Source organism: Nonomuraea turcica, from assembly GCF_030718205.1.
GTDB lineage: Bacteria > Actinomycetota > Actinomycetes > Streptosporangiales > Streptosporangiaceae > Nonomuraea.
This window is the reverse complement of the sequence record NZ_JAUZQF010000038.1, coordinates 18903-40994: the sequence shown is the minus strand read 5'-3', so window position 1 is coordinate 40994 and position 22092 is coordinate 18903. Positions and strand designations below refer to the sequence as shown.

Below are 22092 nucleotides of genomic sequence, written 5' to 3'. Positions count from 1 at the left end.
GGGAGCCCTGCCGCCGCACTCTTCACGCGAGGGGCGTACGTCGTTATGGTCGGAATCCATATGGACGGGGTGCAAGCGTTAACGGAGGCGGATCCCGCGCAGCTTGGCGAGTACGCGCTCGTCGGCGTGCTGGGCCGAGGGAGCCAGTCGGTCGTCTACCTGGGCCACTCGGCGAGCGGTCATGTGGCGATCAAGCTGCTGCCCGCGGGTGACGCCGACACGCAGCGCGCGGTGGCCGCGGCGCAGCAGGTCACGGAGCCGACCAGTGCGCGGGTGCTGACGACCGGGATGTACGGTGACCGGCTCTACGTGGTCAGCGAATACGTGCATGGCGTATCCCTGGCGGAGTGGATCCGCCGGGAAGGCCCACGTGACGCGGGTCAGCTGCACTGGGTGGCGACCAGCACGATGGCCGCGCTGGCGGCGATTCACCGGGCGGGCATCGCCCACCTGGACTTCAAGCCCGCCAGCGTGCTGCTCGGCCCCGAGGGGCCGAAGGTGATCGATTTCGGGATGGTGCGGTGGCCGGAGCCGGCGGTCGTGCCGGCCTACCTGTCGCCGGAGCAGGTGGCAGGTCATCCGGCCGGGCAGGCGTCCGACCTGTTCTCCTGGGCCGTGACGATGATCTACGCCGGGACCGGGGTGCCCGCGTTCGGTGAGGACGGCGTACCGGCCGTGTCCCATCGGGTGCTGTACACCCCGGCGGACCTGTCGCGGCTGCCCCCGCCGCTCCAGCCCATCCTGGACCGGTGCCTGGCCAAGCGACCTGAATACCGGCCGACCGCGCAGGAGGTGCTGGCGTCCCTGCACGGAGCCGGGCAGGACCGGCCGGCCTCCGCGCCGCCGCCCGCTTACGCCGAACAGCCCGCCTACGCCCAACAGCCCGCCCAGCCCACTCAGCCCTTTCAACCCGTCCAGCCCTTTCCGCCCACTCAGCCGACCTCATCGAAGAGCTCGACCGGCCTGGTGATCGGGCTGACCGCCGGAATCGTGATCTTGCTGGTGGCGATCGTCGCCGCTGCGGTGTTCCTGGTCAAGTGGCCGCAACAGGACCCGGTCGCGGTCGCCACCCCCGGCGCCGTCGTCACGACTCCGGCACCCGAGCGCGCCTCGGTGGCCGGCCGGTGGACCGGCAGCTACGTGTGCAACCAAGGCAAGACCGCGCTGGAGCTCACCATCAAAGAGACGTCGCCGGGCGAGATCGAGGCCGTTTTCGCCTTCGAGGCCGACCCGAGCAATCCCGGCGTACCGTCCGGTTCCTTCGCCATGAGGGGCCGGCTGACCGAGCGGGCCTTGGAGCTGAACGGCGAGCGCTGGATCGACCGGCCGGGCAAGTACGTCATGGTCGACCTCCGCGCGACCCTCACCGAGGACCGCCCCTCTGCCATCAAGGGGACCATCGTGGGCGGAGGCTGCAGCACCTTCACGGTCGAGCGGTCGTGACGTGGAGTCCGGCCTCCGGAAAATCATTGGTCAGGATGGTGATCCCGCAGGAACACTGCAGGCGTGGCCGTACTGGAGACCGCGCGGGCGCCGGGCCGGGCCTGGGCGACCGCGCTGAGCCTGACCTCGTGGGTGCTGTTCGCGAGTTCCGGCCCCCTGGCCAAGGCGGTGATGACGGCGGGCTGGTCCCCGGCCGCGGTGACCTCGGTGCGGATCTCGCTGGCCGCGGTACTGCTGGCGCCGGTGGTCGCGGTGCTGCGGCCGCAAGCTCTGCGGTTCCGCCGCGCCGACCTGTGGCTGCTCCTCAGCTACGGCTTGCTCGGCGTCGCCGGGGTGCAGCTGTTCTTCTTCCTGGCCGTGGCCAGGGTTCCGGTCGGGGTGGCGATGGTGCTGGTCAACCTGGCGCCCGCGCTGGTCGCACTGTGGGTGCGGTTGGTCCGGCGCACCCGGCTGCCCGGGCTGGTGTGGCTGGGCATCGGGCTGGCCGTGGCCGGATTGGCCCTGGTCGCGGAGATCTGGCAGGACGCCCGGCTCGACCTGCTCGGCGTCGCCGCCGGGCTGGCCGCGGCGATCTGCTCAGCCGGATACTTCCTGCTCGGCGAGCACGGCGCGAGCAGGCACGACTCGTTCGGGCTGACCGCGGCCGGGCTGGCGGTCGGTGCGGTGGTGGCGGTCGCGGTCAGCCCGCCGTGGACGCTGCCCGCCGGCCTGCTCACCGCCCCCTCGGCACTCGGCGGCCTGCAGGCCCCGGTGTGGTTAGTGCTGCTGGTGCTGGCCGTGGTCGGCACCGTGCTGCCCTACCTGGCCGGGCTGTGGGCGCTGCGTGATCTGCCTTCTGCGCCGGCCAGCGTACTGGCGTTGGTGGAGCCGCTGGTCGCCGCCGTGCTGGCCTGGCTGCTGCTCGGCCAGGCGCTCGGCCTGGCGCAGCTGGCCGGGGCGGTGATGTTGCTCACTGGCGCGGTGCTGGTGCAACTGGCCGGCCCGAAAACGCTCCCGGACGGCCCCCGCCAAGATCGCCGGTGATCACGGAGTTGGCCGGCTTGGCGGAGCCGCCGCTGCGGCCCCTGGCTGACCTGCGGGCCCATCCGTCATCTCGAAGACCCCGGCAACTTCACCGTTGCCGGGGTCTTCGTGCTTTCACACGGCTTCATTCTGAATGACGCCTGCATCGCCGTTTTGGATGTCCGCGGCGACGTGCACGAGATCCTGACGGGCCAACACCATCCACTCTTGCGTACGCCATTCATCTCCGAGTACAGTGTTCGCATCGCAAGAACGACGTTCACAAGGAGTTGCCCCCATGGACGCGAGACACCCTCGCCGCTGGCTGATCCTCATCGTGTTGTGCCTCAGCACGCTGGTGCTGGTCGTCGACAACATGGCGCTGACGGTCGCGGTGCCCCCGCTGGCGGCCGACCTGGGCGCGAGCGCGCAGGACATCCAGTGGATCCTGGAGTCCTACATGCTGGTCTTCGCCGGCCTGCTGCTGACCGCCGGGTCGCTGTCCGACCGGTACGGCCGCCGCCGAGTGATGATCATCGGTTTGCTGCTGTTCGGGGCCGCGTCCCTGGCGGCGACCATGGCCACCAGTGCCGGCCTGCTGATCGCGGCCCGGGTGGCGATGGGCGTCGGCGGCGCGCTGGTGATGCCCAGCACGCTGTCGATCCTCATCACCGTCTTCACCGACGAGGGCGAGCGGCGCAAGGCGATGGCCGGCTGGGGTGCGGTCGCCATGCTCGGCCTGGTCGGCGGCCCGGTGCTGGGTGGCGCGCTGATCGCCTCGTTCGGCTGGGAGTCGGTCTTCTGGATCAACGTGCCGATCGCGGCGCTGGCCATCCTCGCCGCCCTGGTGCTGATGCCCGAGTCCAAGGGCCCCTGGGCCAAGCCCGACCCGCTGGGCGCGATCCTGTCGATGATCGGCATGTCCGCGCTGGTGTGGACGATCAACGAACTCGCCCACGGCATCTCCTGGACCCCGCTGATCATCGCGGTCGTCGCGCTGGCCGCGTTCCTGATCTGGGAGCTGCGCACGGCGCACCCGATGGTCCCGCTCAAGCTCTTCCGGGACCGTGACTTCGCCGGCGGCAGCCTCTCCCTCACCCTGGTCCAGGTCGGCAACGGCGGTCTGCTGCTGGTGCTCACCCAGTACCTGCAGTTCGTGCTCGGCTACACGCCCACCGAGGCCGGGCTGGCGTTCATCCCGATGGCCATCGCCTCCCTGCTCTTCAACGGCATCGGCGCTGGACTCGGCGCCAAGCTCGGCAACCGCGCCACCGCCGTTCTCGGCATGGTGGTGATGGCGGCCGGGTTCGGCGTCCTGGCCGTCTCGTCCGACAGCTTCGTGATGCTGGCCATCGCCCAGTTCGTCCTCGGCGCCGGCGGCGGCCTGGCCATGCCCACCGCGATCGCCGCGCTCATGGGAGCCATCCCCGCCGAGCAGGCCGGCGTCGGCTCCGCACTCAACGACACCATTCAGCAGGCCGGCGCCGCCCTCGGCGTGGCCCTCCTGGGCAGCATCGCCACCAGCAGCTACACCGCGGCCATGCCCGCCGATGCACTCGAGGCGGCGCGCCTCTCCGTCGCCGTCGCCGTGACCGACCCGGCCCTGGCCGCGGCCGCCCGGGAGGCGTACAACGCGGCGATGTCGGCCACCTTCGTCGGCGCTGCCGCAGGCGTGCTCGGCGCCGCCGTCCTCGCCCTGCTCCTGCTGCGCGGTCGCAAGCCCGCCCCTGCCGCGGAAACTGCCGCGGAAACCGATCAGCCCCTCGTCGCCGCCGGCCACTGAACACCATCCGGCAACCCATAACCACCCGCATCCAAGATCGCCGACCGGGCTTCATCCCCGCGTCGGCGATCTTGTTGTTGGGCCTCCAGCCGCCGTTGCGCCACCGCGGGCTAGGGTCGCGGCGTGAGAGAAGAGATCGCTCAGGTGCTCGGCGCCTCTGACGCCACAGTGGAATCGTTGACGCACAATGCGATGAACGGCGTGACCGCAGGGATATGGCGGGTTCAAACGCAGGACCGCTCGGCCATCCTCAAGGTGCTGACCAGGCGGAAGAACGCTCACGACGGGTGGAAATCCTCGTCAGACCCGCTGCACTGGAACTATTGGCGCAGGGAAGCCGATGTCTACGCTGACGACCTTCCGGCGCTGTGGTCCGGCACCGGCGTGCGCGCCCCCCGGCTACTGAAGCTGATCGAACGGGAGGACGGCGACCTGGCGCTGTGGCTCGAGGACGTGACCGGACAACCGGCCACGTCATGGGAGATTGATCGACACGGCCTTCTCGGCTACCAGGTGGGCATGGCCCAGGGCAGCGCCGGGCCCGTGGATCGGCCCTGGACGAGCCGGTCGTTCCTGCGGGACTACATCGACTCCAAGCGCGTGCCGTACGAACTGCTGGAGGACGACGACGCTTGGCGGCATCCCCTGATCCGCGAGAACTTCCCGCCCAGCCTGCGCGCCGAGTTGCTGCGACTGCACCGCGACCGGGAGTGGTTCCTGACGGTCATGGAGTCGCTGCCTCGCGCACTGTGCCACCTCGACTTGTGGCCCAGTAACGCGATCGACGCGGACGGCCAGAGCGTGCTCCTCGACTGGGCGTTCACCGGCGACGGCGCGCTGGGCGAGGACATCGGCAATTACGTTCCCGACAGCGTCTTCGACCTCTACCTGCCGGCTGCGCGGCTGCCTGACCTGGACGCGGCCGTGTTCGGCGGCTACCTCCGCGGGCTGCGCGAGGCCGGCTGGCGTGGAGACGAGCGCCAGGTCCGGCTCGCCGTCTGCGCCTCGGCGGTCAAGTACGACTGGCTGGTGCCATGGATGCTGCAGCGCGTCGACCGGCAGCCCCGGGCGTACGGTGGCCAGGCGTCCGTCGACGCGGCACGTCACTTCCGGGAACGCGGCACCGCCATGATGTTCCTCGCCGCGTGGGCCGATGAGGCCCGCCGGTTGTCGGACAGGTGATCTGATCCGAGCCCGATGGTGTGGAGCCTGGCCGAGAACTCGAATCCCGGCTTCGGGTGAAAGGGGATACGACACCGAGGAACGGAGCACAGGCTTGATCGCCGATGTGAGCCTGGAGGATGCGACGCTGATCCAGCGGTCCAGGCGTGACCCCGCCGTCTTCGCGGCGTTATTCGACCGGCACGCGGCCGCCCTGCACCGCTATGTGACGCGGCGGCTGGGCGACTCGCTGGCCGATGATGTCGTGGCGGAGACGTTCCTGGCCGCTTTCAAGCGCCGGGACCGCTACGACGTCAGCCATCCCGACGCCCGTCCTTGGCTGTACGGCATCGCGGCCAACGTGATCGGCAAGCACCGCCGTACGGAAACGCGCTTCTACCTCGCTTTGGCGAGGACCGGAGTCGACGAGGTGGCGGAGAGCTACGCCGACCGGGTCGAGGCCCGCGTTTCGGCGTCGGCGGCACAGCGCGATCTCGCGGGGGCGCTCGCGGTGTTGTCGCCGGAAGACCGCGAGGTCCTCTTGCTGATCGCCTGGGCGGATCTGAGCTACGAGGAAGTGGCGCTCGCCCTCGGCATACCCATCGGCACGGTCCGCTCGCGGCTGCATCGCGCCAGGAGGAAGACGCGCGCGGCGCTGGGTGGCGTCGATCCGTCCGCCGTTGTCACGGATGAGGAGGAGACAGAGCGTGGATGACCTGACGATCCTCGGTGAGATGCGTGCCGACGCGCCGGAGCCGGACGCCGTACGGCTGCGCAGGCTCCGCCGCCGGGTGATGCGACGCAGGCGAAGGTTCGTGATCATGCCGTCCGTGCTGGTCGCGGCCGTGGCGGTCGTGGTGGTCGCCGTCTCGATGGCTGAGAGGCCACCGGCGGTACGGACCCTTCCCGCCGTGGAGACGGTCCTGCTGAACTCGAAGACCGTACTGGAGAAGGCGGCGAAGACCGTCGAGAAGCGTGCCGACGCGCCGGAGCCCAGACCCGATCAGTGGCAGTACACCAAGATCCTCAACCTGCAGCCTGCCGACGGCCGGACCGCGACGTACGAGAGCTGGCTGCGCTACGACGGCAAGCAGACCGCCGGGCGGGATGCCGAGGGGAACTTCCGGGTGCAGGATGTTCCGCCCGATCCGGGGGATGACGATCTCTCACCTCAGCAATATCGGCAGAAGCTGCTCAAGCTCCCGACCGACCCGGACAAACTGCTCGCCCACGTCCAAGGTGATCGGCACTGGGTCGACTACCCCAAGGAGGAGGGAGTGCCCAAGTCTGTCGAGGATCCGGACACGCGGGCCTACCGCATCCTCTCGCTGTACCTGAAGCAGCAGGCCGTCATGCCGCCCGAACTCGAGGCGGCCATCTTCCGCGCGATGGCGAAGATCCCGGGGGTGGAGATCGAGCAGGGCGTCACGGACGCGACCGGACGTACTGGGCTCGGCCTGTTCCGTTCCACCATCGGCGAGGAGGTGCAACGCCGTTACCTCATTCTCGATCCTCGCACCTACCGGGTCATGGCGGACCAGTCGATCTGGCTGGGCGACGAGCTGTTCAAGGGGGAGGTGGTGTTCAGGAAGGGTGCCGTCTACGCCGATGTGTGGCTTGAGTCCGGCATCGTGGACAAACCCGGCGACGTCCGCTAGCGATCTTTGGTCGCGGGCCGGCCGCGGCTCCTGCCCAGCTCCACCATCCCAGGCCTCGCGGGCTACTGACCAATTGAACCAATTCGGTCAGTTCGTTGGATAGAGTGGTTGCGACACGACAGGGAGGGAGCCGTCATGAAGGACGCAGTCGGGCATGGCCGTGCGCTGGTGGTAGGGCTTGGGATCGCGGGCATCGCCACCGCGCTACGGCTACGGCAGGTCGGCTGGGAGCCGGTGCTGGTGGAGCGAGCAGCCGCACGCCGCTCAAGCGGCTACTTCATCATGCTGTTCGGCACCGGCATCGCCTCCGCGCGGCGGCTGGGCGTGCTGGAGGCGATCCCCGACCGCAGCAGCCCGCAGCTCGCCGCCTTCGAGGTGAACCGGGCCGGGCGCCGCAGTCCCGGCATGAGCCCGGCCAACCTTCCCGGCAAACCCCGGCTGGTGCTGCGCGGCGACATCGAGCAGGCACTGTTCTCCGCGCTCCCGGGCGATGTGGAGATCCGCTACTCCACCGTGCCCACCCACATCACCCAGGACGACTCCGCAGCCGAGGTCACCCTGCACGACACCGCCTCCGGCGCCACTGTCACCGAGCGCTTCGATCTGGTGGTGGGCGCCGACGGGATGCGCTCCACCGTACGCAGGCTGGCCTTCGGACCCGAGGATCATCTGCATCCGCTGAACTACATGATCGGCGCCACCGTCCTGGACAAGCCGATCGAGGGCTTCCGCCAGGATCAGGGCCTGGTCCTGGCCGAGTCGGGACGCTCGGCATGGATCTTTCCCTTCTCCGACCACACTCCGGGCCTGCTGTTCTCCTACCGCACCGACGACATCGACGCCGAGTTCACCCGCCCGCCGATCGAGTCCATCCGCGCCGCCTTCGGCCCGCAGCCCTCGGGAGTGCTGCTGGAGAACCTGTTCACGGCATTCGAGCAGGCGCCGGACCATCTGTTCGACTCCGTGCACCAGGTCAAGATGCCGCGCTGGCACCGCGGCCGGGTCGTCCTGGTCGGCGACGCCGCCTGGTGCGTCACCCTGTACGCGGGCATGGGCGCCTCCAGCGGCATGGCCGGCGGCGAGCTGCTGGGGACCATGCTGCAGCGCCACCCTGGCGACCTGCCCGGCGCGCTACGGTCCTGGGAGGCCCGGATGCGGCCGTTCATCCAGACCGAGCAGGACAGCGCGCTGATCATGCGTAGGCTCTTCACGCCCCACGATCGCAAGGAGCGGATCATGCGCAGCGCAATGCTCCGCCTCATGCACGCACCGGTCATCGGAAGGACCATGGGCAGGATGATGAACGGCGCGGACATGAAGAACAAAACCTTCGACGTCGCCGCCGTGTGACCGACCCCAGCACGAAAGAAGAGGACAGCCCAGGTGAGCCAGCTGATCGAGCGCCACTCGCGCAAAGCCGCCCGCATCCTGGACAGCGCACGCGAGCTGGTGCTGGACCACGGCGTGCGCAAGGTCACCGTCAGCGAGATCGCCCGCGCGGCGGGGGTCGGCAAGGGCACCGTCTACCTTTACTGGCCCGCCAAGGAGGACCTCATCCTCGGACTGTTCGCCCGCGAACTGCTCACCTTCATGGATGAGATCACCACCCGCATCACCGCCGACCCCGCCACCGTGCTGCCGCACCGCCTGGCCCCGCTGCTGATTCGCACCGGGCAGCGCCTCCCCCTGGCAGGCCGCGCGCAAAGCGGCGACACCGACCTGCTGCGGCTGCTCACCCAGCAGGTCGGCGACCGTGAGCTGTTCGCCCGCACCACACCCAGCGCCCTGTGCGAAACGGGCCTGCCGATCCTGCACCGCCACGGCCTGATCCGCCACGACCGTCCCCTGCCCGACCTGACCTACACCGTGCACGCCGTGCTCACCGGCTTCGGCGCCGCCCTGTCCGACCCGGCCACCGCGCCCCTCGGCGTCAACGACCCTGACCAGGTCCTCGCCGACACCGTGGCCCAGCTACTCGAACCCCCCGTCGCCCCCAGCGAGCCGGCGATCGCCGCAGCCGCCGAGGAGACCCTCGTCGCCCTGCGCGAGATCCAGGAGGCCATGCTGGACCTCATCAACCGCAGCCAAGTCGCCACACAATAAGCGATCACAGCATCCGGCCACGAGGTCTACTTGGCGATTGTGCTCGGCACGGGCCTTCTTGACAGGCCTCTCGTCACGCTGGTCCGTCGATCGGGTTGGTGCCGAATCGATCGGAGAGCGTGACGACTCGTTCGAGATGGGCGAAGGCCCCCTCCGGGTGCCGGCGGGCCTCCTCGAGGAAGCGGGTACGCATGCTCGAGACGAAGTCGAGACGCGGGTAGGCCTTCAAGATGCCGGCGAGATCGTCCGGCACGAGCTCTTCGTAGCCGAGTCCGGCGACGTCCACGGCGGCTCCCGCTTGGATCAGCCGGTACACGGGCACCTCCTCGGCGACGAGGTTGGTGTGCCGCAGGATCGCCTCTTCGACCAGGTGGATGCGGTCCAGATCCCATCCGCGCGAGTCAAGGAAGCGGCACGCGAGGTCGGCCCCGGAGCGCGCGAAATCGCTCTCGCCCTGGTAGGCGTCGGTGAGACCGAGATCGTGGATCATCGCCGCGACGAAGGCCACCTCCTCGTCGACCTCAGGCTCGGCGACGATGCACCGGCCGAAGAGGTACGTGCGGTAGCTGTGGTTGAGCAGGTAGGCGGGAGCGGCCTCGGCGGCGAGGTTCGCGGCCGCCTGGGCCGTGAGCGAAGAGGGAATCGAGGGGATCATCGGATGCTCCATGTGTCACAGGAAGCGGACGAACACCATCGTTGGCCCGGATGACGAATGTCTGCAAGGACCTAGATATGTCAGATCCGGCCATCGCCTCAGTGCCGGACAAGTCCGGATGTGACATGTGCGTGTCATTGCGGACACCCCGGTGATCCTGCAGAGTTGGCGGCATGACTGCTCACCTCGTCGTGATCGCCGCGTTCGACGGCGTCGAGCTGCTCGACGTCGCCGGACCGCTCGAGGTGTTCTCCACCGCCGACCGCCTCGTAAGCAAGGACATGCCTGGCTACGAGACCCTGGTCGCCGGTCCGGCGCCCGGCCTCATCCGCTGCGCCGGGGGCACTGCCATCGCCGCCGATGTCTCCTGGACAGAGCTGGGTCGCGAGATCGGGACACTGATCGTGCCCGGCGGTCTAGAGCTCAGTGCGACGGAAGCGAAGGCGCTACAGGCCCCGTCCCTGGTCGAGTGGCTCGCTACCCCTGCCGCTCGCGATACGCCCCGGATCGCGTCGGTCTGCGCCGGGGCTCACATGCTGGCCGCCGCGGGCTTGCTTGACGGGCGACGAGCGACGACCCACTGGGCGACGGCGCGACAGCTCGCCGCCGATCATCCCGAGGTGATCGTCGAGCCAGACGCCATCTTCGTACGTGACGAGCACATCTGGACGTCGGCGGGCGTGTCCACGGGCATAGATCTGGCCCTTGCCCTGGTCGCCGACGACCACAATGCCGAGCTGGCCCGCAGAGTCGCCCGGTGGCTCGTCATGTATATGCGACGGCCGGGTGGTCAGAGCCAGTTCAGCGAGCTCCTCGCACCCTCCACGGCCGCCGACGCCGGGATCGCGCGCCTGCAGGCGTGGATCCCGGACCACCTCACCGAGGATCTTTCCAACGAAGCGCTCGCGCGCCGCACCAGCCTCAGCGTTCGTCACTTCTCCCGACTCTTCCGCCAGCAGCTCGGAGTGACACCTGCGCAGTACGTCGAGTCGGTCCGTGTCAACGCGGCGGCCCGGCAACTCCTCCACACGGGCAACGGGCTCAAGACCATCGCGAACTCGGTCGGTCTCGGCTCGGTCGAGACGCTCCACCGGGTGTTCAGGCAACACTTCGGCGTCACTCCGGCGGCCTATCGGCAGCGTTTCACCACGCCCGCGGACATGACCGAACCGAACTCTTGATCGTTCGCGCTGTTGGATCGCTCAGGTGGCGCAGACGGCTGCCATGACGTGTGGCCAGGCGGCAGCGCCAAGCGCCGCACTCGCCTCCGGGGTCCCGCCGTGGTCGAACGTGGTGGATGGAGCCGGAGCCACCTCTCCTGGGAAGACGACCCGATGCCCCGCGTCGGCCTCGGTGATGAGCACTGCCTCCCTCCCGGCCGTTGAGCGCCGGGCCGCGAGTTCGTGGGCGAAGCGCAGGGACGGCCACATCCGGTCGGCGCCGCCCGCTATCAGGACCAGATCAGCGCTGGCCTTCTCCACCGGAATGGCAGCGGCGGGCAACCGGCCCGCATGTACCGCGAGGCTGCGCTCGTACCAACTGAGCACAGAGACCGGCGTGCCTTCCTGCTCCTTCGGCCTCCAGGACTCGTCATAGGGGACAAAGGGCAGCGGCCGCCCCTGCCAGGTCCAGCTGGAGCGGTATGGGTGGTGCCGGCCGTCACCACCTGGGCCAACATTGGCCCAGGTGACAGACGTCGGGGCAAGCGCGATCACGGCGTCGGCGCAGTTCGTGAGGGTGGACACGAGCAGGGCTGCCTCGGCGCTCTTGGAGTTACCGAGGATGCTGATGCGCCTGGCGTCACGCTCACGCAGCAGCCCAGTTGCAGCAACGAAGGTCTCCAGCGGGACCTCGCAGATACCAGGCACCTGCCCAGGTCCGCCGAACCACCGAACCGACACCGCGGTCACGCCGGCGCGAGCGAAGAGCCGACACCGATCGCGTTCGATCCGACCGCTCGATCCGGAAAGCACAAGGACACCCGCGCCGCTGCTGCCCGCAGCCGGTTCGGAGAGAAAGCCCTCCCAGGGCCCGGTCAGCTCATGCTCGACGATCACGGCGTCCATGCCGCCAACCTACTGCAGGCAAGTCTCCGCCTCCGGTACGGGACGGGCAGGCAGGTGGACTCGTCTTTGTCTCGCGCGTGGTGGCGTCCGTTTCCTTAGTCGGCCACCTGCGGGGAGCGCGAGAAGCCGTCTCCTGGGCCGAGCACGAGGGGAGGGCATAAGCCGCGCTCCTCCAACCAAGCGACGACGGAACGGACGAAACCGTCGACGTGCGACAAGGGTTTGCCGGCGAACACCGCGTGGAGGTGCCCGACCCCGACCGCGTCGTTCCAGGCCCAGGCGCGTCGGTAGGTCTCCTCGTCGGTGGCCGCGCGGAGGACGTCCCAGCCGTGCCAGGTCGCGACGAGTGCCGCGTCGATCGCCCGGTCGGACAGGATCGCCATGTCCCAGTCGAAGACGCCGGTCAGCTTGCCGTCCTCGCCGAAGTGGACGTTGCTGCCGCCGAGGTCGCCGTGGACGAGGCTGGCCGGGACCTCCTCGAGTGCCAGCAGCGTGTCCAGCCGCTGCCGGACTCCGTCACGCCACTTCGTCGGCAGGCGCGGAATGATCTCGTCGTTCAGGATGTCGGCCCATCCCAAGCCATCGGCATACCGGCGCGGCGTGTGGAGAACGGCCTCGAGCTCCGGCGAGATTTCAACCTCGCGCAGTGCCTCCAAGAGCAGGCCGAACGCCGCCGGGTCCCCGATGCCTTCCCGTACCCCCTCGCCGTCGATCCACGAAATCGCGACGGCCGCGCGTTCCCCGAACGTGGCCACCGCAGTCAGCGGCTCCGGTACGGCGAAAGGCAGGCCGGCCGCCGCAACGGCTCGAAGAATCTCGACCCGGCGCGGCAACTCGGCGGCGGCACTGGGGCGCTTGCTGATACGCACGGCGGCGACGCCGGGGAACAGCACGACGTGGTGCATATTCCCGTGCTCGGCAAGGCGTGCCGAGTCAAGAGGAGCGTCGGGGACAAGTGCTTCAGCGATTTCCAGGAGGTCGGCGGGGACTGGTTGGGGCATCTCGCCATTTTGGCGGACGATCGCACACGGTGAAGCCCTTCAGGCCAGGAGGCCCAGGGTTTCGGGCGCTTCCCAAGCCACCAGATGCCGCTCAGGGTCGGTTTCCTCCTGCGCACACTGGTTGATCAGCTCGGCGAGGGCTTGCCGGTCCTGCTCGGGGAGGTTGCGCAGGAGGCCGATCACCGGTTCGAGCACTTGCATCGTGGCCTCGGGCGCGATGGCGTCGTCGCAGAGATCAAGCCTGATGACGATCTCCGTGAAGGCTTTGGCAAGGTGCGGCGGGCGAATGCCCCCCGGGAACGGGAGCGGGGCCGGGCCGGCCGGTCAGGCGTTGAAGACGGCCTCGGAGCGGTCGCGGTTTTCGTGCAGGTCCCAGTACAGGGGCGCGATCTGCTCGGGCGTGGCCGTCGGGCTGCCGTCCGGACCGCCCCCGCCGATCCAGACGTTGATCACCACGTGCGCGGCGTGCACGCCGCTGCCGGCCAGTTCCTTGTTCAGGTTGATCACCCAGTTGCGCAGAGCTGCTTGGGCCGGGTTGACGTTGCCGAACATCGGCACCGGGTCCACAGAACCGCCGCCCGCGGTGAACAGCAGGGTCCCGGCGTCCGCCTCGCGCATCGCGGGCAGCACCGCCTGGGCTGCCGTGATGGCGCCGTAGAAGGCGTACTCGATCACCGGCTGCAGATTGTCCACCGTGACCTCCGAGGGAGCGGCCAGGGTGAGGCCGGGCACCGGGGAATGCGGGGCCGGCGAGTACTCCAGTACGTCGATGCCGCCGAAGCGGGCCTTGGCCGCGTCCAGGGCATCGGTCAGTGAGGCGCGGTCGAGGATGTCGGCGGGGAACGCGGCGGCCGTGATGCCTTCCTGGCCGAGCTGGGCGACCAGCGTTTCCAGCTTCTCCTTGGTACGGGCGATCAGAGCGACGTCGAAGCCGCGGCTGCCGAAGGTGCGGGCGATGGCCAGGCCCATGCCGGGGCCGGCGCCGACGATGGCGAGAGTGGGCACAGTGAGATCTCTTTCGTGTTGTGACCGCCGGGACATGCGGAGATCGGACGCCCGGCTGGCGTGTGGATCAGGTGTCTAAATCAGGCGTGGGCGACGTGGTCGGCGGGAACCGCGCAGCCGTCCGGGCCGCAGATGGCCGCGTCGTTGTCGGCGACGAGAACGGTCGGGTGGGTCGCCTCGATCTGGCGGGTCGACGCCTCCAGGCGGGCGCCGGCCAGGCCGTACCTTCGCAACAGGACCTCGCGGACGCTGATCGTGCTGCCGACGGTGAAACCGTCGCTCAGTGGGAACGAGCGGTGGATCACTTCCACCTCGGCGCCGTGCTCGAACCGCTCCACGGCGCGGTCCAGGCGGTGGCTGCCCAGGCCGCACCAGGGGCAGGCGATCTCGGACCATATCTCGACTCTCATGGCGCACCCCCAATTCCTACTTTTTGTGCGTAGCGCCATGATGGACCAGTATGGAAGGCCGTACAAAAGGCACATCGATGTGCGTGCCGGAAGGGAATGTGCGCCATGGACGTCGCAGCCCGGTCAGGTGCCGCAGCAGACCGAGGACCGTGCGCCGGCATCCCCGCTGAGCAGATGGACTTCATCCGCCAGGTACTGGACCGCGTCGGGGATAAGTGGAGCCTGCTGGTGATCGCCGCACTTGAGGCCGGCCCGCTGCGCTACACCGACCTGCAGCGCGACGTCCCCGGCATCTCACAGCGGATGCTCACCCTTACCGTGCGCCAGCTCCAGCAGGACGGCTTGGTGACCCGGACCGCCTACGCGGAGGTGCCGCCGCGTGTGGAGTACGCCCTCACCCCCTTGGGCCGCAGCCTCCACCACATCGTCACGTCCCTGATCACCTGGGTCGCCGACCACCACGGCCAGATCCGCGAACACCGGGACCACACCGCCACCAGGCCCTGATGCCCGACCCGTTTCCGGGACGCGACGCAGGAAGTCCGGGAAGGCGTCAGGAAGACGGGGTCGCCTTCCCGCACCCGCCGACTCGTCACTCTGCGATCCCTCTCGACGTGCATCAACACGCACATTCAATAAGGAAGTGATCTAGCCGCCGTAGGCCGGGCGGTCAACGATGGCCGCGCAGAGCCGAGGCTCGGTGAATGTCTTAGTCCATCCCGAAAACGCCTCGTTTGAGGCGGCGGTCATCGGCGCAAGGAGCCTCCGACATCGGCGCCTCGGGGGCTGAAGACGGCTCGTACGGCAGCTTCATCGCCTTCGATGTCGACGAGCCCAAGGGTGTCGTCGAGGGTGAGCACACCCGCTGCCAGCCCGAGCACGATCGAGGCGTCGGTGCGCACGACGGCATCGAGATCGCGACCATCGTGCAGGCTGACCTCCATGCCCGAGGGCGTCGCCTGCACCTGGAGCAGTTGACCGTCGACCGCGATCCCCACCGTCGATGACCGGTGTGCAGCCGGCTTGTCACGGAGCAGAGCGGGGAGGGCGACGACGAGCCATTCGGCGCGGAAGTGGTCGCCGCCTGGTCCGCGTGCCATGAGCGGCGTGGACCAGCGGATGAGGCTCTCGATCGGCTCCCGCAGCTCGGCCCCCCACGGGGTGAGGGCGTACACGATGACGTTGCCCTCCTCGGCCAGGCGCCGCTCGACCACTCCGGCGGTCTCGAGGTCGCGGAGGCGGTCGGCGAGCAGGTTGGTGGCCACCCCAGGGAGCCCATCGAGCAGCTCGCGGTAGCGGGCGGGAGCCACGAGGAGTTGGCGGACGATGAGCAGATTCCACCGATCGCCCACGACATCGAGTGCCCGGGCGAGACCGCAATGCTGGCCGTAGCTTCGACTCATTTCCACCCACTTGACAAACTCAAGCTGACTTGACTATCTATACCACAGTCGCCGAAACGAGGGTGGTGCTGACATGGTCCCGGCTGCGACGCACAGTGGTGCGTCCGACACCATGGCCCAGGCTCGTGCGGCATTGCGGGACGTTGTCCCACGCCTCGTCACCCTTGTGCGGAGCGTCCCTGACGCCAACTCCGCTTCGGTCGGTATGTGGACGGTGGGCGAGGTCGCGGCTCACCTTGCTCATGTCTTTCGCTTCGACACCGACGCCGTCGCCGGAAGACCGCTCCCGGAAGCCATCGTGACAACGGCGGGAATGGCCGAGGTCAACGCGAAGATGCTGGCCGAGGACGGCGAACGGGACCCAGCCGTACTCGCCGATCGCATCGGCACGCTGGCAAACGAGTTCGACGACGTCGCGTCGCGTTCACGAGCCGCCGCCGTCGATTGGCTGCAGGGTGTCCGCCTGCCGCCTTCCGCGGTGGCCTGTCACCTGCTCGAGGAATGCCTGGTGCACGGCCATGACATCGCCAGAGCCGCTGGGCGCCCGTGGCCGATCCAGCGTCACCACGCTCTGCTCGCGATCGAGGGCGGCGCGCTTCCGCTTATCGCGGCTCTGTCGCCCACTGCTTTCGTGAACCAGGAGGCGGCCGGATCCTTCCGAGCTCGCTTCGATGTGCGCCTACGTGGAGGTGGACGCACGTCGCTTGTCTTCGACGGCGGTTCGTTGACGCTCGACGCGGCGGGCGCATGTGACGTTGACGCCCACGTATCTGCCGACCCCGCGGCTCTCATGCTGATGTTCATCGGCCGACAAGGAATGTGGAAACCGCTTTTGGGAGGAAAACTCGCCGCTTGGGGTCGTCGGCCATGGAAGCTCGCCCGCATGCTCACCGTCATAAGCCCCCCGTAGCCAGTTCGCCGGACGATCGGCCGGCATTGTGCGGCCCCGACCGGCACCTTGATCCCGACCTGCGTTGACCACGGCCGGTCCGCCCGCACGATGATGTGAGCGCCCCGTGAACCTGAACGGTCTCTCGCCCGACTGTGCAAGGTGACGGAAGGGATGAGATGACCGATGAGCTGCTGGTGGTCCGCGCCCAGTTGGGCGATCGGTCTGCCTGGGCCGAACTGGTGACCCGATGGCGGGTGCCGGTGTGGACCTATGTGCGGCGGATGCTGGATGCCGAGCGGGCCGACGAGGTGACCCAGGAGATCTGGCTGGCCGTGGTCCGTGGCCTGCCCCGGCTGCGGGAACCCGGCCGGTTCGCACCCTGGCTGTTCACGATCGCCCGCCGCTCGGTGACCGACCGCCTGCGCAGTGAGTACGCCAGGGAGAAGGAGAGCTTCACCGCCAACGAGGCGATGGTTGAGGATCCCGTCGAGGCCATGGCGGATCGTGCCGAGCTCGTCGCCGCGTTGGCAGGGCTGCCGGTCGTGGAGCGGGAGATTCTCGTCCTGTTTTACCTGGAGGATCTGTCGGTCGAGGAGTGCGCGCAGGTCTGCGCAGTCCCTACCGGCACGGTCAAGTCCAGGCTCAATCGGGCTCGCCGGCTGCTGCGGGAGCGTCTGGAGGAAAGGGGATACCGGCCGTGATCGAGGAGGAGCCGCGTCTGTCGGCGCAGGAGATGATCGAGCGGCTTGAGCCGTCGCTTTCACCGTGGCGACGGGTTCGCGCCGTGGTGGCGCTGCTGGCCGGGCTGGGCGGCACGGTGTTCGTGGCCGCGCTGTGGTGGAGCGAGCCGGGTCCGCTGCCCGGCCGCACTCACGGGGCGTTTGCGCTGTTCACCGTGTTCTGCTTGGCCTGGGCGGGCTACGGCTGCTGGCTGCTGACGCGCAGGGTGCCGTTGTTCGCCACCGACCGGGTGATCGCTGCCTGGATCGCCCTGGTCGCCTCGCTGGTCACGACCGTGGGTGTGGTGGGCATCACCGTGCAGCGCGGTTTCGGCCTGGGCGCCGGGCTGGCGGTGGGGGGCGTGTTCGTCGCGGCGGCATTGGTGCTGCTGGTGCGGGCGCACGCTCGCCGGGCCGAGCTGCTGCGCCGCAAGCGCGAGCTGACCGGCGGGGAGCAGGCGTGAACGCGCTGGAGGCCAGCATGCTGGGCAAGCGCTACCGCAACCGCTGGGCGCTCCGGGAGGCCACCTTCGAGCTGCCCGCCGGGGCTCGGTGCGCGCTGGTCGGGCCGAACCGGGCGGGCAAGACCACGCTGCTCAACCTGGTGACCGGGCTGCTGGTACCCACTATCGGCCGGGTGCGCGTCTTCGGCAGGCCGCTGGAGGTGTCCAGGGTGGCGTTCATGGCGCAGGACAAGCCGCTGTATCGGCGCTGGAGCGTGGCCGACCTCCTGCGCTTCGGCGCCGCCACCAACCCCCGCTGGGACCAGCACACCGCCACCTCGTTCCTGCTCGCGCACGACATCCCCATCCAGCAGCGGGCAGATCGCCTGTCCGGCGGGCAACGCACCCTGGTCGCACTCGCCCTGGCCGTCGGCAAGCGGGCCGACCTGCTGGTGCTGGACGAGCCGTTGGCCGAGCTGGATCCGTGGCCCGCATTCGGCGTGGTCATGCTGTCGTAGTCAGCATGCGGCGGTGAGCTCGGCCTCAGGCGTTCGGCCCTTGCTGCCGTGAGTGAGGCTCTTGACCCTCACGTGGCGTCAGGCGGCATAGTCGGTGCCGTGGAGGATCACTGGACCGTGGGACGCGTGGCCGAGCTGGCCGGCGTGAGTGTCCGCACGCTGCATCACTATGACGAGATCAGGCTCGTTCGGCCGTCGGCGCGGACCGCGGCCGGGTACCGGGCCTATTCGGCGGGCGACGTGGAGCGGCTGCGGGAGGTGCTGGCCTATCGGCGGTTGGGCTTCGGGCTGCGGGAGGTTGCGGAACTGGTCGGCGACCCGTCCACCGACGCGGTTGCGCACCTGCGCCGACTGCGCGGCCTGCTGCTGGAGCGGCGTGATCGCGCTGACGCAATGGTGGCGGCTATAGACAGGGAACTTGAGGCACGGGGGAAGGGACTGAAGGTGACACCGGAGGAGCAACTGGAGATGCTCGGTGCACGGCTGTACGACGCGATCGGCAGCGCTTACACCGCGACACGACGTACCGAGCCGCGGATCGCCGCGCAGATCTGGGACGCGCTCGGGGACGCGCAGACGGTGCTGAACGTCGGGGCCGGCACGGGCTCCTACGAGCCTGTTGATCGCGACGTGACCGCGGTAGAGCCATCGGCGGTCATGCGGGGGCAGCGGCCTGTCGGCTCGGCGCCGTGCGTGGCCGCCGCCGCGGAGAGCCTGCCGTTTGAGGACCAGTCCTTTGACGTCGCGATGGCCGTCTCCACCGTTCATCACTGGGGGGACCCGATAGCGGGGCTGCGCGAGATGCGGCGGGTGGCCCGCCGCGTGGTGGTGCTCACGTTCGACACCGACGAGCCCGGATGGCAGGACCGGTTCTGGCTTACCCGCGACTATCTGCCCGAGTTCCCCGCCGTTCTCGCAGAATTTCCCTCGCTTGCTGGGATGGTCGACGCGATCGGCGCCCGCGCTGAGCCGGTGCCCATTCCGTGGGACTGCGCTGATGGCCTGTTCGAGGCGTACTGGCGCCGACCGGCGGCGTATCTGGAGGATCACGTGCGCCGTGCGATGTCGGTGTGGACGAGGGTCGGGCCGGAGGCCGAGCAGCGGGCCGTGCGAAGCCTCAGCGACGACCTCGACTCCGGCCGGTGGGCCGAGCGCAACAGCGACCTTGCCGACCTCAACGCGGCAGACCTCGGCCTCCGCCTACTCATTGCTTGAACCGCGCAAGCTTGTCATCCGCTCCGGCGAGGCTGATTCGCAGACCTTCGATCTCGCCGAGCCATCCTTGGTGTTCAGCTTCGGCGATACGGGCAATGAGGTGTCGCGGATCTCGACGATGCGGGGGCGTTGAGCTGGGTCGGGCCAGTGCATGCTGCACCGCAGACAAGCTTCTCTGAACTAAGAAACTGGACGCTCAGCGGTAGCACCTCACCTCGTTAGCCGTCGAAGCGGCCAGGTAGAGGTCAGCCGGCTTCGGCGGAGTCGAGATGGCGGGTGTCACCGAGGTTGACGACCGTGCGGTTGTGGTAGAAGTCGTCTTCGCGCAGCGTGGTGATGCTGCCGGATGGCACCCGGAAACTGGCATACCCGACCGCCTGGATCGGCATCTTGATCCAGGACGCCACGACGAAGGTCAGGGAGCCACCATGCGTCACGATGATCTGGTGTTCGCAGGGGCGCTGCAAGATGTCGTCCATGGCCGCGTAGATGCGCTGCGCCAACACTGCCCTGGTCTCGGCACCCTCCACGCCCTCGTCGTGGTCCAACCGCTCCCCGACAGCCGGCGGCGGCACGAATCGTTGGTCCAGCCATTCCTGTGGCCTTCCCCCAGCCTCTCCGTAGGATTTCTCCCGCAGTCTTCGGTCCAGGATTGGTTTCACGCCGAACAGCTCGGCAACCTTTTCGGCCGTTTGCCGGGTGCGCTGCAGATCCGAGGAGAACAGCTCCGCACCGGCGCCGTCCGGGATCTGGGCCCGCAGCGTCTGGGCGATGGAGGCCGCCGCGCTGAGGCCGTTTGACGTCAGCTGCGAATCATGCCAGCCGCCGACGACCCCCTCGACGTGGTGCGTCGCCTCCGGATGGGTGACGGCGTAGATGGTGCGCATGAGTGAGCTCTTCCTGCAGGGAGCTGTTCTTGAGTGATCTTAAGAGTGGTTCACGAGTTCTCTGAATTTCGATGATCACGGCTCTGTCGCCGACCGTGGTCACGGACTGTCCGCGGCGATGGTGCAACCGACGACGGGGGAGAAGCGCGGCATTCCCAGGTGGATGGTGGTGCCGCGGGCCGCGAGGTCGTCGAGCTGGGCGAGTTTCTGTCGTGCGCCGGCAAGGCAGATTTGCAGCCCCTCGACCTCGCCGAGCCAGCCTTCTCGCTCGGCCTCGGCGATGTGGGCGATCAGGTTGTCGCGGATCTCGGCCAGCCGTGCCCGTTGGGCCGGATCCGGTCGTAGGAGTGAGCATCTGGCACAAGCTTCTCAACTATGGGGCCGGTCCGTCCCCAAAGCCTCTGATCGGCAGCTCTCTGAAACCGAATCGGTGATGCCAGAGGAATCACAGCGAGATGTTCCGGAGAGCGAGAGCCGCTCCGCCTGCCGCCTCAGTACTGTGACGTCGCATGACCGACACCGAGATCGAGATCACCGCAGACCTGGTCCGCGACCTGCTGCAGGAGCAACATCCAGACCTTGCAGGGCTGGCCATCCGCGAGGTGGCGGGCGGCTGGGGCAACCAAATGTGGCGCCTCGGGGACGAGTTGGCCGTGCGCATGCAGCGTATGGACCCCACCCCGGAGCTCCAGCTCAAGGAGCGGCGGTGGCTGCCTGTGCTGGCCCCGCGCCTGCCGCTCCCGGTGCCGACCCCGGTGCGGTTCGGCGAACCGTCCGAGCGCTTCCCCAAGCACTGGACCGTGATGACGTGGGTTCCCGGCGAGCCGCTGGACCACGGCTCGATCAGCCGCGGCGCCCACGCGGCCGACACGCTGGCGAGCTTCCTCAGGGCGCTCCATGTGGAGGCGCCTGCCGAGGCCCCGGCCAGTTCGGACTTCGGCGCTCACCCCAAGAGGTGCACGGGCGGTTTCGAGCAGTTCTTGCAGGCCATTGACCCCGACGCCGTCGGCGATGTCCGCGCCGTCCGGGCCGTCTGGGCCGATGCCGTCGCGGCCCCCGAGTGGGAGGGCCCGTCGGTGTGGGTGCACGGTGACCTCCATCCCGCGAATGTCGTCGTCTCGGGCGGGACGCTCTCGGGCGTGATCGATTTCGGTGCCTTGTTCGCCGGTGATCCCGCGTGGGACCTCGGCGCCGCGTGGGTGCTGCTCCCCGCGGGCGCGGCCGCACGGTTTTTCGACGCGTACGGGCACGCGGACGAGGCGGCGATCCGGCGCGCCCGCGGGTTGGCCGCTATGAAGAGCCTCTTCCTGATGCTCATGGGGCAGAGCGGAGATCGGGGCCTTCCCGGCGGGAAGCCGAACTGGGGACCTGCAGGCCGGGCGGCACTTGATCGTGTTCTGAAGGGTGTTTGATGCACACTTCTTGAACTTGTGCTCGATCTTGGTTGAGGGCCATGCGGCAGCCCACCTTCGTAGGTTCATCGATCACCGCGCGTGGTGGGGATGCCAAGGTCCACGGCCGTATGCTGCCCGTGGCCCCGATCGAGGTGGCGGAGCTTCTCCTCAGCGCCAGCTAGGCTGACCTGGAGACCTTCGACCTCGCCGAGCCAGCCTTCCGTCTCGGCTTCGGCGATTCGGGCGATCAAGTTGAGGAACGAATTCTGGCTCCACCTGACGAAGTCCGCTGGACCCACCGGGGTGAGGCGGATTCATGTCCGGTGAGAACTGG

General features: G+C 68.8%; 25 protein-coding genes. 17 read left to right on the top strand and 8 right to left on the bottom strand.

The window, feature by feature from the left end:
• Nucleotides 1-60: 60 nt before the first annotated feature.
• From Q9G87_RS54160 to Q9G87_RS54125, 8 genes are all read left to right on the top strand, one after another.
• A complete protein-coding gene (locus Q9G87_RS54160; RefSeq protein WP_305924520.1) occupies nt 61-1443 on the top strand; it encodes a serine/threonine protein kinase in 1383 nt (460 codons plus the stop codon).
• Nucleotides 1444-1506: 63 nt separating this feature from the next.
• Entirely contained in the window at nt 1507-2466 is a 960-nt protein-coding gene (locus tag Q9G87_RS54155; RefSeq protein WP_305924519.1) for an EamA family transporter, read from the top strand.
• Nucleotides 2467-2743: 277 nt separating this feature from the next.
• Nucleotides 2744-4228 (top strand): MFS transporter, encoded by a 1485-nt coding sequence (locus Q9G87_RS54150; RefSeq protein WP_305924518.1) that lies wholly within the window; start codon nt 2744-2746, stop codon nt 4226-4228.
• A gap of 123 nt (nt 4229-4351) precedes the next feature.
• Nucleotides 4352-5410, top strand: a complete 1059-nt coding sequence (locus tag Q9G87_RS54145; RefSeq protein WP_305924517.1) for a protein kinase family protein — start codon at nt 4352-4354, stop codon at nt 5408-5410.
• 94 nt (nt 5411-5504) lie between these two features.
• Entirely contained in the window at nt 5505-6104 is a 600-nt protein-coding gene (locus Q9G87_RS54140) for an RNA polymerase sigma factor (protein WP_371825979.1), read from the top strand.
• Nucleotides 6097-7047 (top strand): CU044_5270 family protein, encoded by a 951-nt coding sequence (locus Q9G87_RS54135; protein WP_305924516.1) that lies wholly within the window; start codon nt 6097-6099, stop codon nt 7045-7047. Before Q9G87_RS54140 ends, Q9G87_RS54135 begins: the two co-directional genes overlap by 8 nt.
• 135 nt (nt 7048-7182) lie before the next feature.
• Nucleotides 7183-8397 (top strand): FAD-dependent monooxygenase, encoded by a 1215-nt coding sequence (locus Q9G87_RS54130; protein ID WP_305924515.1) that lies wholly within the window; start codon nt 7183-7185, stop codon nt 8395-8397.
• A 33-nt stretch (nt 8398-8430) separates the two neighbouring features.
• On the top strand, nt 8431-9150 hold the full coding sequence (locus tag Q9G87_RS54125) for a TetR/AcrR family transcriptional regulator (protein WP_305924514.1): 720 nt from the start codon (nt 8431-8433) through the stop codon (nt 9148-9150).
• Nucleotides 9151-9223: 73 nt separating this feature from the next.
• Here the strand turns inward: Q9G87_RS54125 and Q9G87_RS54120 are convergent, their stop codons facing one another.
• Nucleotides 9224-9805 carry an HD domain-containing protein gene (locus tag Q9G87_RS54120; protein ID WP_305924513.1) on the bottom strand — a complete coding sequence of 194 codons (582 nt, stop codon included), beginning with the start codon at nt 9803-9805 and terminating at the stop codon, nt 9224-9226.
• Nucleotides 9806-9978: 173 nt separating this feature from the next.
• Between Q9G87_RS54120 and Q9G87_RS54115 the strand changes: the two genes are divergently transcribed.
• Entirely contained in the window at nt 9979-10986 is a 1008-nt protein-coding gene (locus Q9G87_RS54115) for a GlxA family transcriptional regulator (RefSeq protein WP_305924512.1), read from the top strand.
• Between the two features lie 21 nt (nt 10987-11007).
• Here Q9G87_RS54115 and Q9G87_RS54110 read toward each other — a convergent pair whose 3' ends face one another.
• From Q9G87_RS54110 to Q9G87_RS54090, 5 genes are all read right to left on the bottom strand, one after another.
• Nucleotides 11008-11871 carry an acyl-CoA thioester hydrolase/BAAT C-terminal domain-containing protein gene (locus Q9G87_RS54110; RefSeq protein WP_305924511.1) on the bottom strand — a complete coding sequence of 288 codons (864 nt, stop codon included), beginning with the start codon at nt 11869-11871 and terminating at the stop codon, nt 11008-11010.
• 95 nt (nt 11872-11966) lie between these two features.
• Nucleotides 11967-12872: an aminoglycoside phosphotransferase family protein gene (locus tag Q9G87_RS54105; protein ID WP_305924510.1), complete on the bottom strand. Its 906-nt coding sequence runs from the start codon at nt 12870-12872 to the stop codon at nt 11967-11969.
• 39 nt (nt 12873-12911) lie between these two features.
• Nucleotides 12912-13073, bottom strand: a complete 162-nt coding sequence (locus Q9G87_RS54100) for a hypothetical protein (protein WP_305924509.1) — start codon at nt 13071-13073, stop codon at nt 12912-12914.
• Between the two features lie 123 nt (nt 13074-13196).
• Nucleotides 13197-13877, bottom strand: a complete 681-nt coding sequence (locus tag Q9G87_RS54095) for an SDR family NAD(P)-dependent oxidoreductase (RefSeq protein WP_305924508.1) — start codon at nt 13875-13877, stop codon at nt 13197-13199.
• An 80-nt stretch (nt 13878-13957) separates the two neighbouring features.
• On the bottom strand, nt 13958-14287 hold the full coding sequence (locus Q9G87_RS54090) for a DsbA family protein (protein WP_305924507.1): 330 nt from the start codon (nt 14285-14287) through the stop codon (nt 13958-13960).
• A 174-nt stretch (nt 14288-14461) separates the two neighbouring features.
• Here Q9G87_RS54090 and Q9G87_RS54085 point away from each other — a divergent pair, with 174 nt between their 5' ends.
• Nucleotides 14462-14794: a winged helix-turn-helix transcriptional regulator gene (locus Q9G87_RS54085; RefSeq protein ID WP_305924506.1), complete on the top strand. Its 333-nt coding sequence runs from the start codon at nt 14462-14464 to the stop codon at nt 14792-14794.
• Nucleotides 14795-15033: 239 nt separating this feature from the next.
• Here Q9G87_RS54085 and Q9G87_RS54080 read toward each other — a convergent pair whose 3' ends face one another.
• Nucleotides 15034-15690, bottom strand: a complete 657-nt coding sequence (locus Q9G87_RS54080; protein ID WP_305924505.1) for a winged helix-turn-helix transcriptional regulator — start codon at nt 15688-15690, stop codon at nt 15034-15036.
• A 214-nt stretch (nt 15691-15904) separates the two neighbouring features.
• On the opposite strand from Q9G87_RS54080, the gene Q9G87_RS54075 reads away from it, so the two are divergent.
• From Q9G87_RS54075 to Q9G87_RS54055, 5 genes are all read left to right on the top strand, one after another.
• Complete coding sequence (locus tag Q9G87_RS54075) at nt 15905-16600, top strand: maleylpyruvate isomerase N-terminal domain-containing protein (protein ID WP_371825978.1); 696 nt, start codon at nt 15905-15907, stop codon at nt 16598-16600.
• Between the two features lie 158 nt (nt 16601-16758).
• Nucleotides 16759-17283 (top strand): RNA polymerase sigma factor, encoded by a 525-nt coding sequence (locus Q9G87_RS54070; protein ID WP_305924504.1) that lies wholly within the window; start codon nt 16759-16761, stop codon nt 17281-17283.
• Nucleotides 17280-17765: a hypothetical protein gene (locus Q9G87_RS54065; RefSeq protein ID WP_305924503.1), complete on the top strand. Its 486-nt coding sequence runs from the start codon at nt 17280-17282 to the stop codon at nt 17763-17765. Before Q9G87_RS54070 ends, Q9G87_RS54065 begins: the two co-directional genes overlap by 4 nt.
• Nucleotides 17762-18262: an ATP-binding cassette domain-containing protein gene (locus Q9G87_RS54060; protein ID WP_305924502.1), complete on the top strand. Its 501-nt coding sequence runs from the start codon at nt 17762-17764 to the stop codon at nt 18260-18262. The genes Q9G87_RS54065 and Q9G87_RS54060 overlap by 4 nt, the downstream gene beginning before the upstream one ends.
• A 99-nt stretch (nt 18263-18361) precedes the next feature.
• On the top strand, nt 18362-19477 hold the full coding sequence (locus tag Q9G87_RS54055) for a MerR family transcriptional regulator (protein ID WP_305924501.1): 1116 nt from the start codon (nt 18362-18364) through the stop codon (nt 19475-19477).
• Nucleotides 19478-19722: 245 nt separating this feature from the next.
• Here Q9G87_RS54055 and Q9G87_RS54050 read toward each other — a convergent pair whose 3' ends face one another.
• A complete protein-coding gene (locus Q9G87_RS54050; protein WP_305924500.1) occupies nt 19723-20364 on the bottom strand; it encodes a histidine phosphatase family protein in 642 nt (213 codons plus the stop codon).
• Between the two features lie 159 nt (nt 20365-20523).
• On the opposite strand from Q9G87_RS54050, the gene Q9G87_RS54045 reads away from it, so the two are divergent.
• Both Q9G87_RS54045 and Q9G87_RS54040 read left to right on the top strand, forming a co-directional pair.
• Nucleotides 20524-20709: a hypothetical protein gene (locus Q9G87_RS54045; RefSeq protein WP_305924499.1), complete on the top strand. Its 186-nt coding sequence runs from the start codon at nt 20524-20526 to the stop codon at nt 20707-20709.
• A 164-nt stretch (nt 20710-20873) separates the two neighbouring features.
• Nucleotides 20874-21776: an aminoglycoside phosphotransferase family protein gene (locus tag Q9G87_RS54040; RefSeq protein ID WP_305924498.1), complete on the top strand. Its 903-nt coding sequence runs from the start codon at nt 20874-20876 to the stop codon at nt 21774-21776.
• Nucleotides 21777-22092 lie beyond the last annotated feature (316 nt).

Excerpts from the sequence above, each read along its gene's own strand:
- Q9G87_RS54120 (WP_305924513.1), bottom strand. The coding sequence starts at position 9,805 with ATGATCCCCTCGATTCCCTCTTCGCTCACGGCCCAGGCGGCCGCGAAC.
- Q9G87_RS54040 (WP_305924498.1), top strand. The coding sequence starts at position 20,874 with ATGACCGACACCGAGATCGAGATCACCGCAGACCTGGTCCGCGACCTG.
- Q9G87_RS54115 (WP_305924512.1), top strand. The coding sequence starts at position 9,979 with ATGACTGCTCACCTCGTCGTGATCGCCGCGTTCGACGGCGTCGAGCTG.
- Q9G87_RS54105 (WP_305924510.1), bottom strand. The coding sequence starts at position 12,872 with ATGCCCCAACCAGTCCCCGCCGACCTCCTGGAAATCGCTGAAGCACTT.
- Q9G87_RS54050 (WP_305924500.1), bottom strand. The coding sequence starts at position 20,364 with ATGCGCACCATCTACGCCGTCACCCATCCGGAGGCGACGCACCACGTC.
- Q9G87_RS54130 (WP_305924515.1), top strand. The coding sequence starts at position 7,183 with ATGAAGGACGCAGTCGGGCATGGCCGTGCGCTGGTGGTAGGGCTTGGG.
- Q9G87_RS54110 (WP_305924511.1), bottom strand. The coding sequence starts at position 11,871 with ATGGACGCCGTGATCGTCGAGCATGAGCTGACCGGGCCCTGGGAGGGC.
- Q9G87_RS54150 (WP_305924518.1), top strand. The coding sequence starts at position 2,744 with ATGGACGCGAGACACCCTCGCCGCTGGCTGATCCTCATCGTGTTGTGC.
- Q9G87_RS54160 (WP_305924520.1), top strand. The coding sequence starts at position 61 with ATGGACGGGGTGCAAGCGTTAACGGAGGCGGATCCCGCGCAGCTTGGC.
- Q9G87_RS54090 (WP_305924507.1), bottom strand. The coding sequence starts at position 14,287 with ATGAGAGTCGAGATATGGTCCGAGATCGCCTGCCCCTGGTGCGGCCTG.
- Q9G87_RS54070 (WP_305924504.1), top strand. The coding sequence starts at position 16,759 with ATGACCGATGAGCTGCTGGTGGTCCGCGCCCAGTTGGGCGATCGGTCT.
- Q9G87_RS54080 (WP_305924505.1), bottom strand. The coding sequence starts at position 15,690 with ATGAGTCGAAGCTACGGCCAGCATTGCGGTCTCGCCCGGGCACTCGAT.
- Q9G87_RS54085 (WP_305924506.1), top strand. The coding sequence starts at position 14,462 with ATGGACTTCATCCGCCAGGTACTGGACCGCGTCGGGGATAAGTGGAGC.
- Q9G87_RS54100 (WP_305924509.1), bottom strand. The coding sequence starts at position 13,073 with ATGCAAGTGCTCGAACCGGTGATCGGCCTCCTGCGCAACCTCCCCGAG.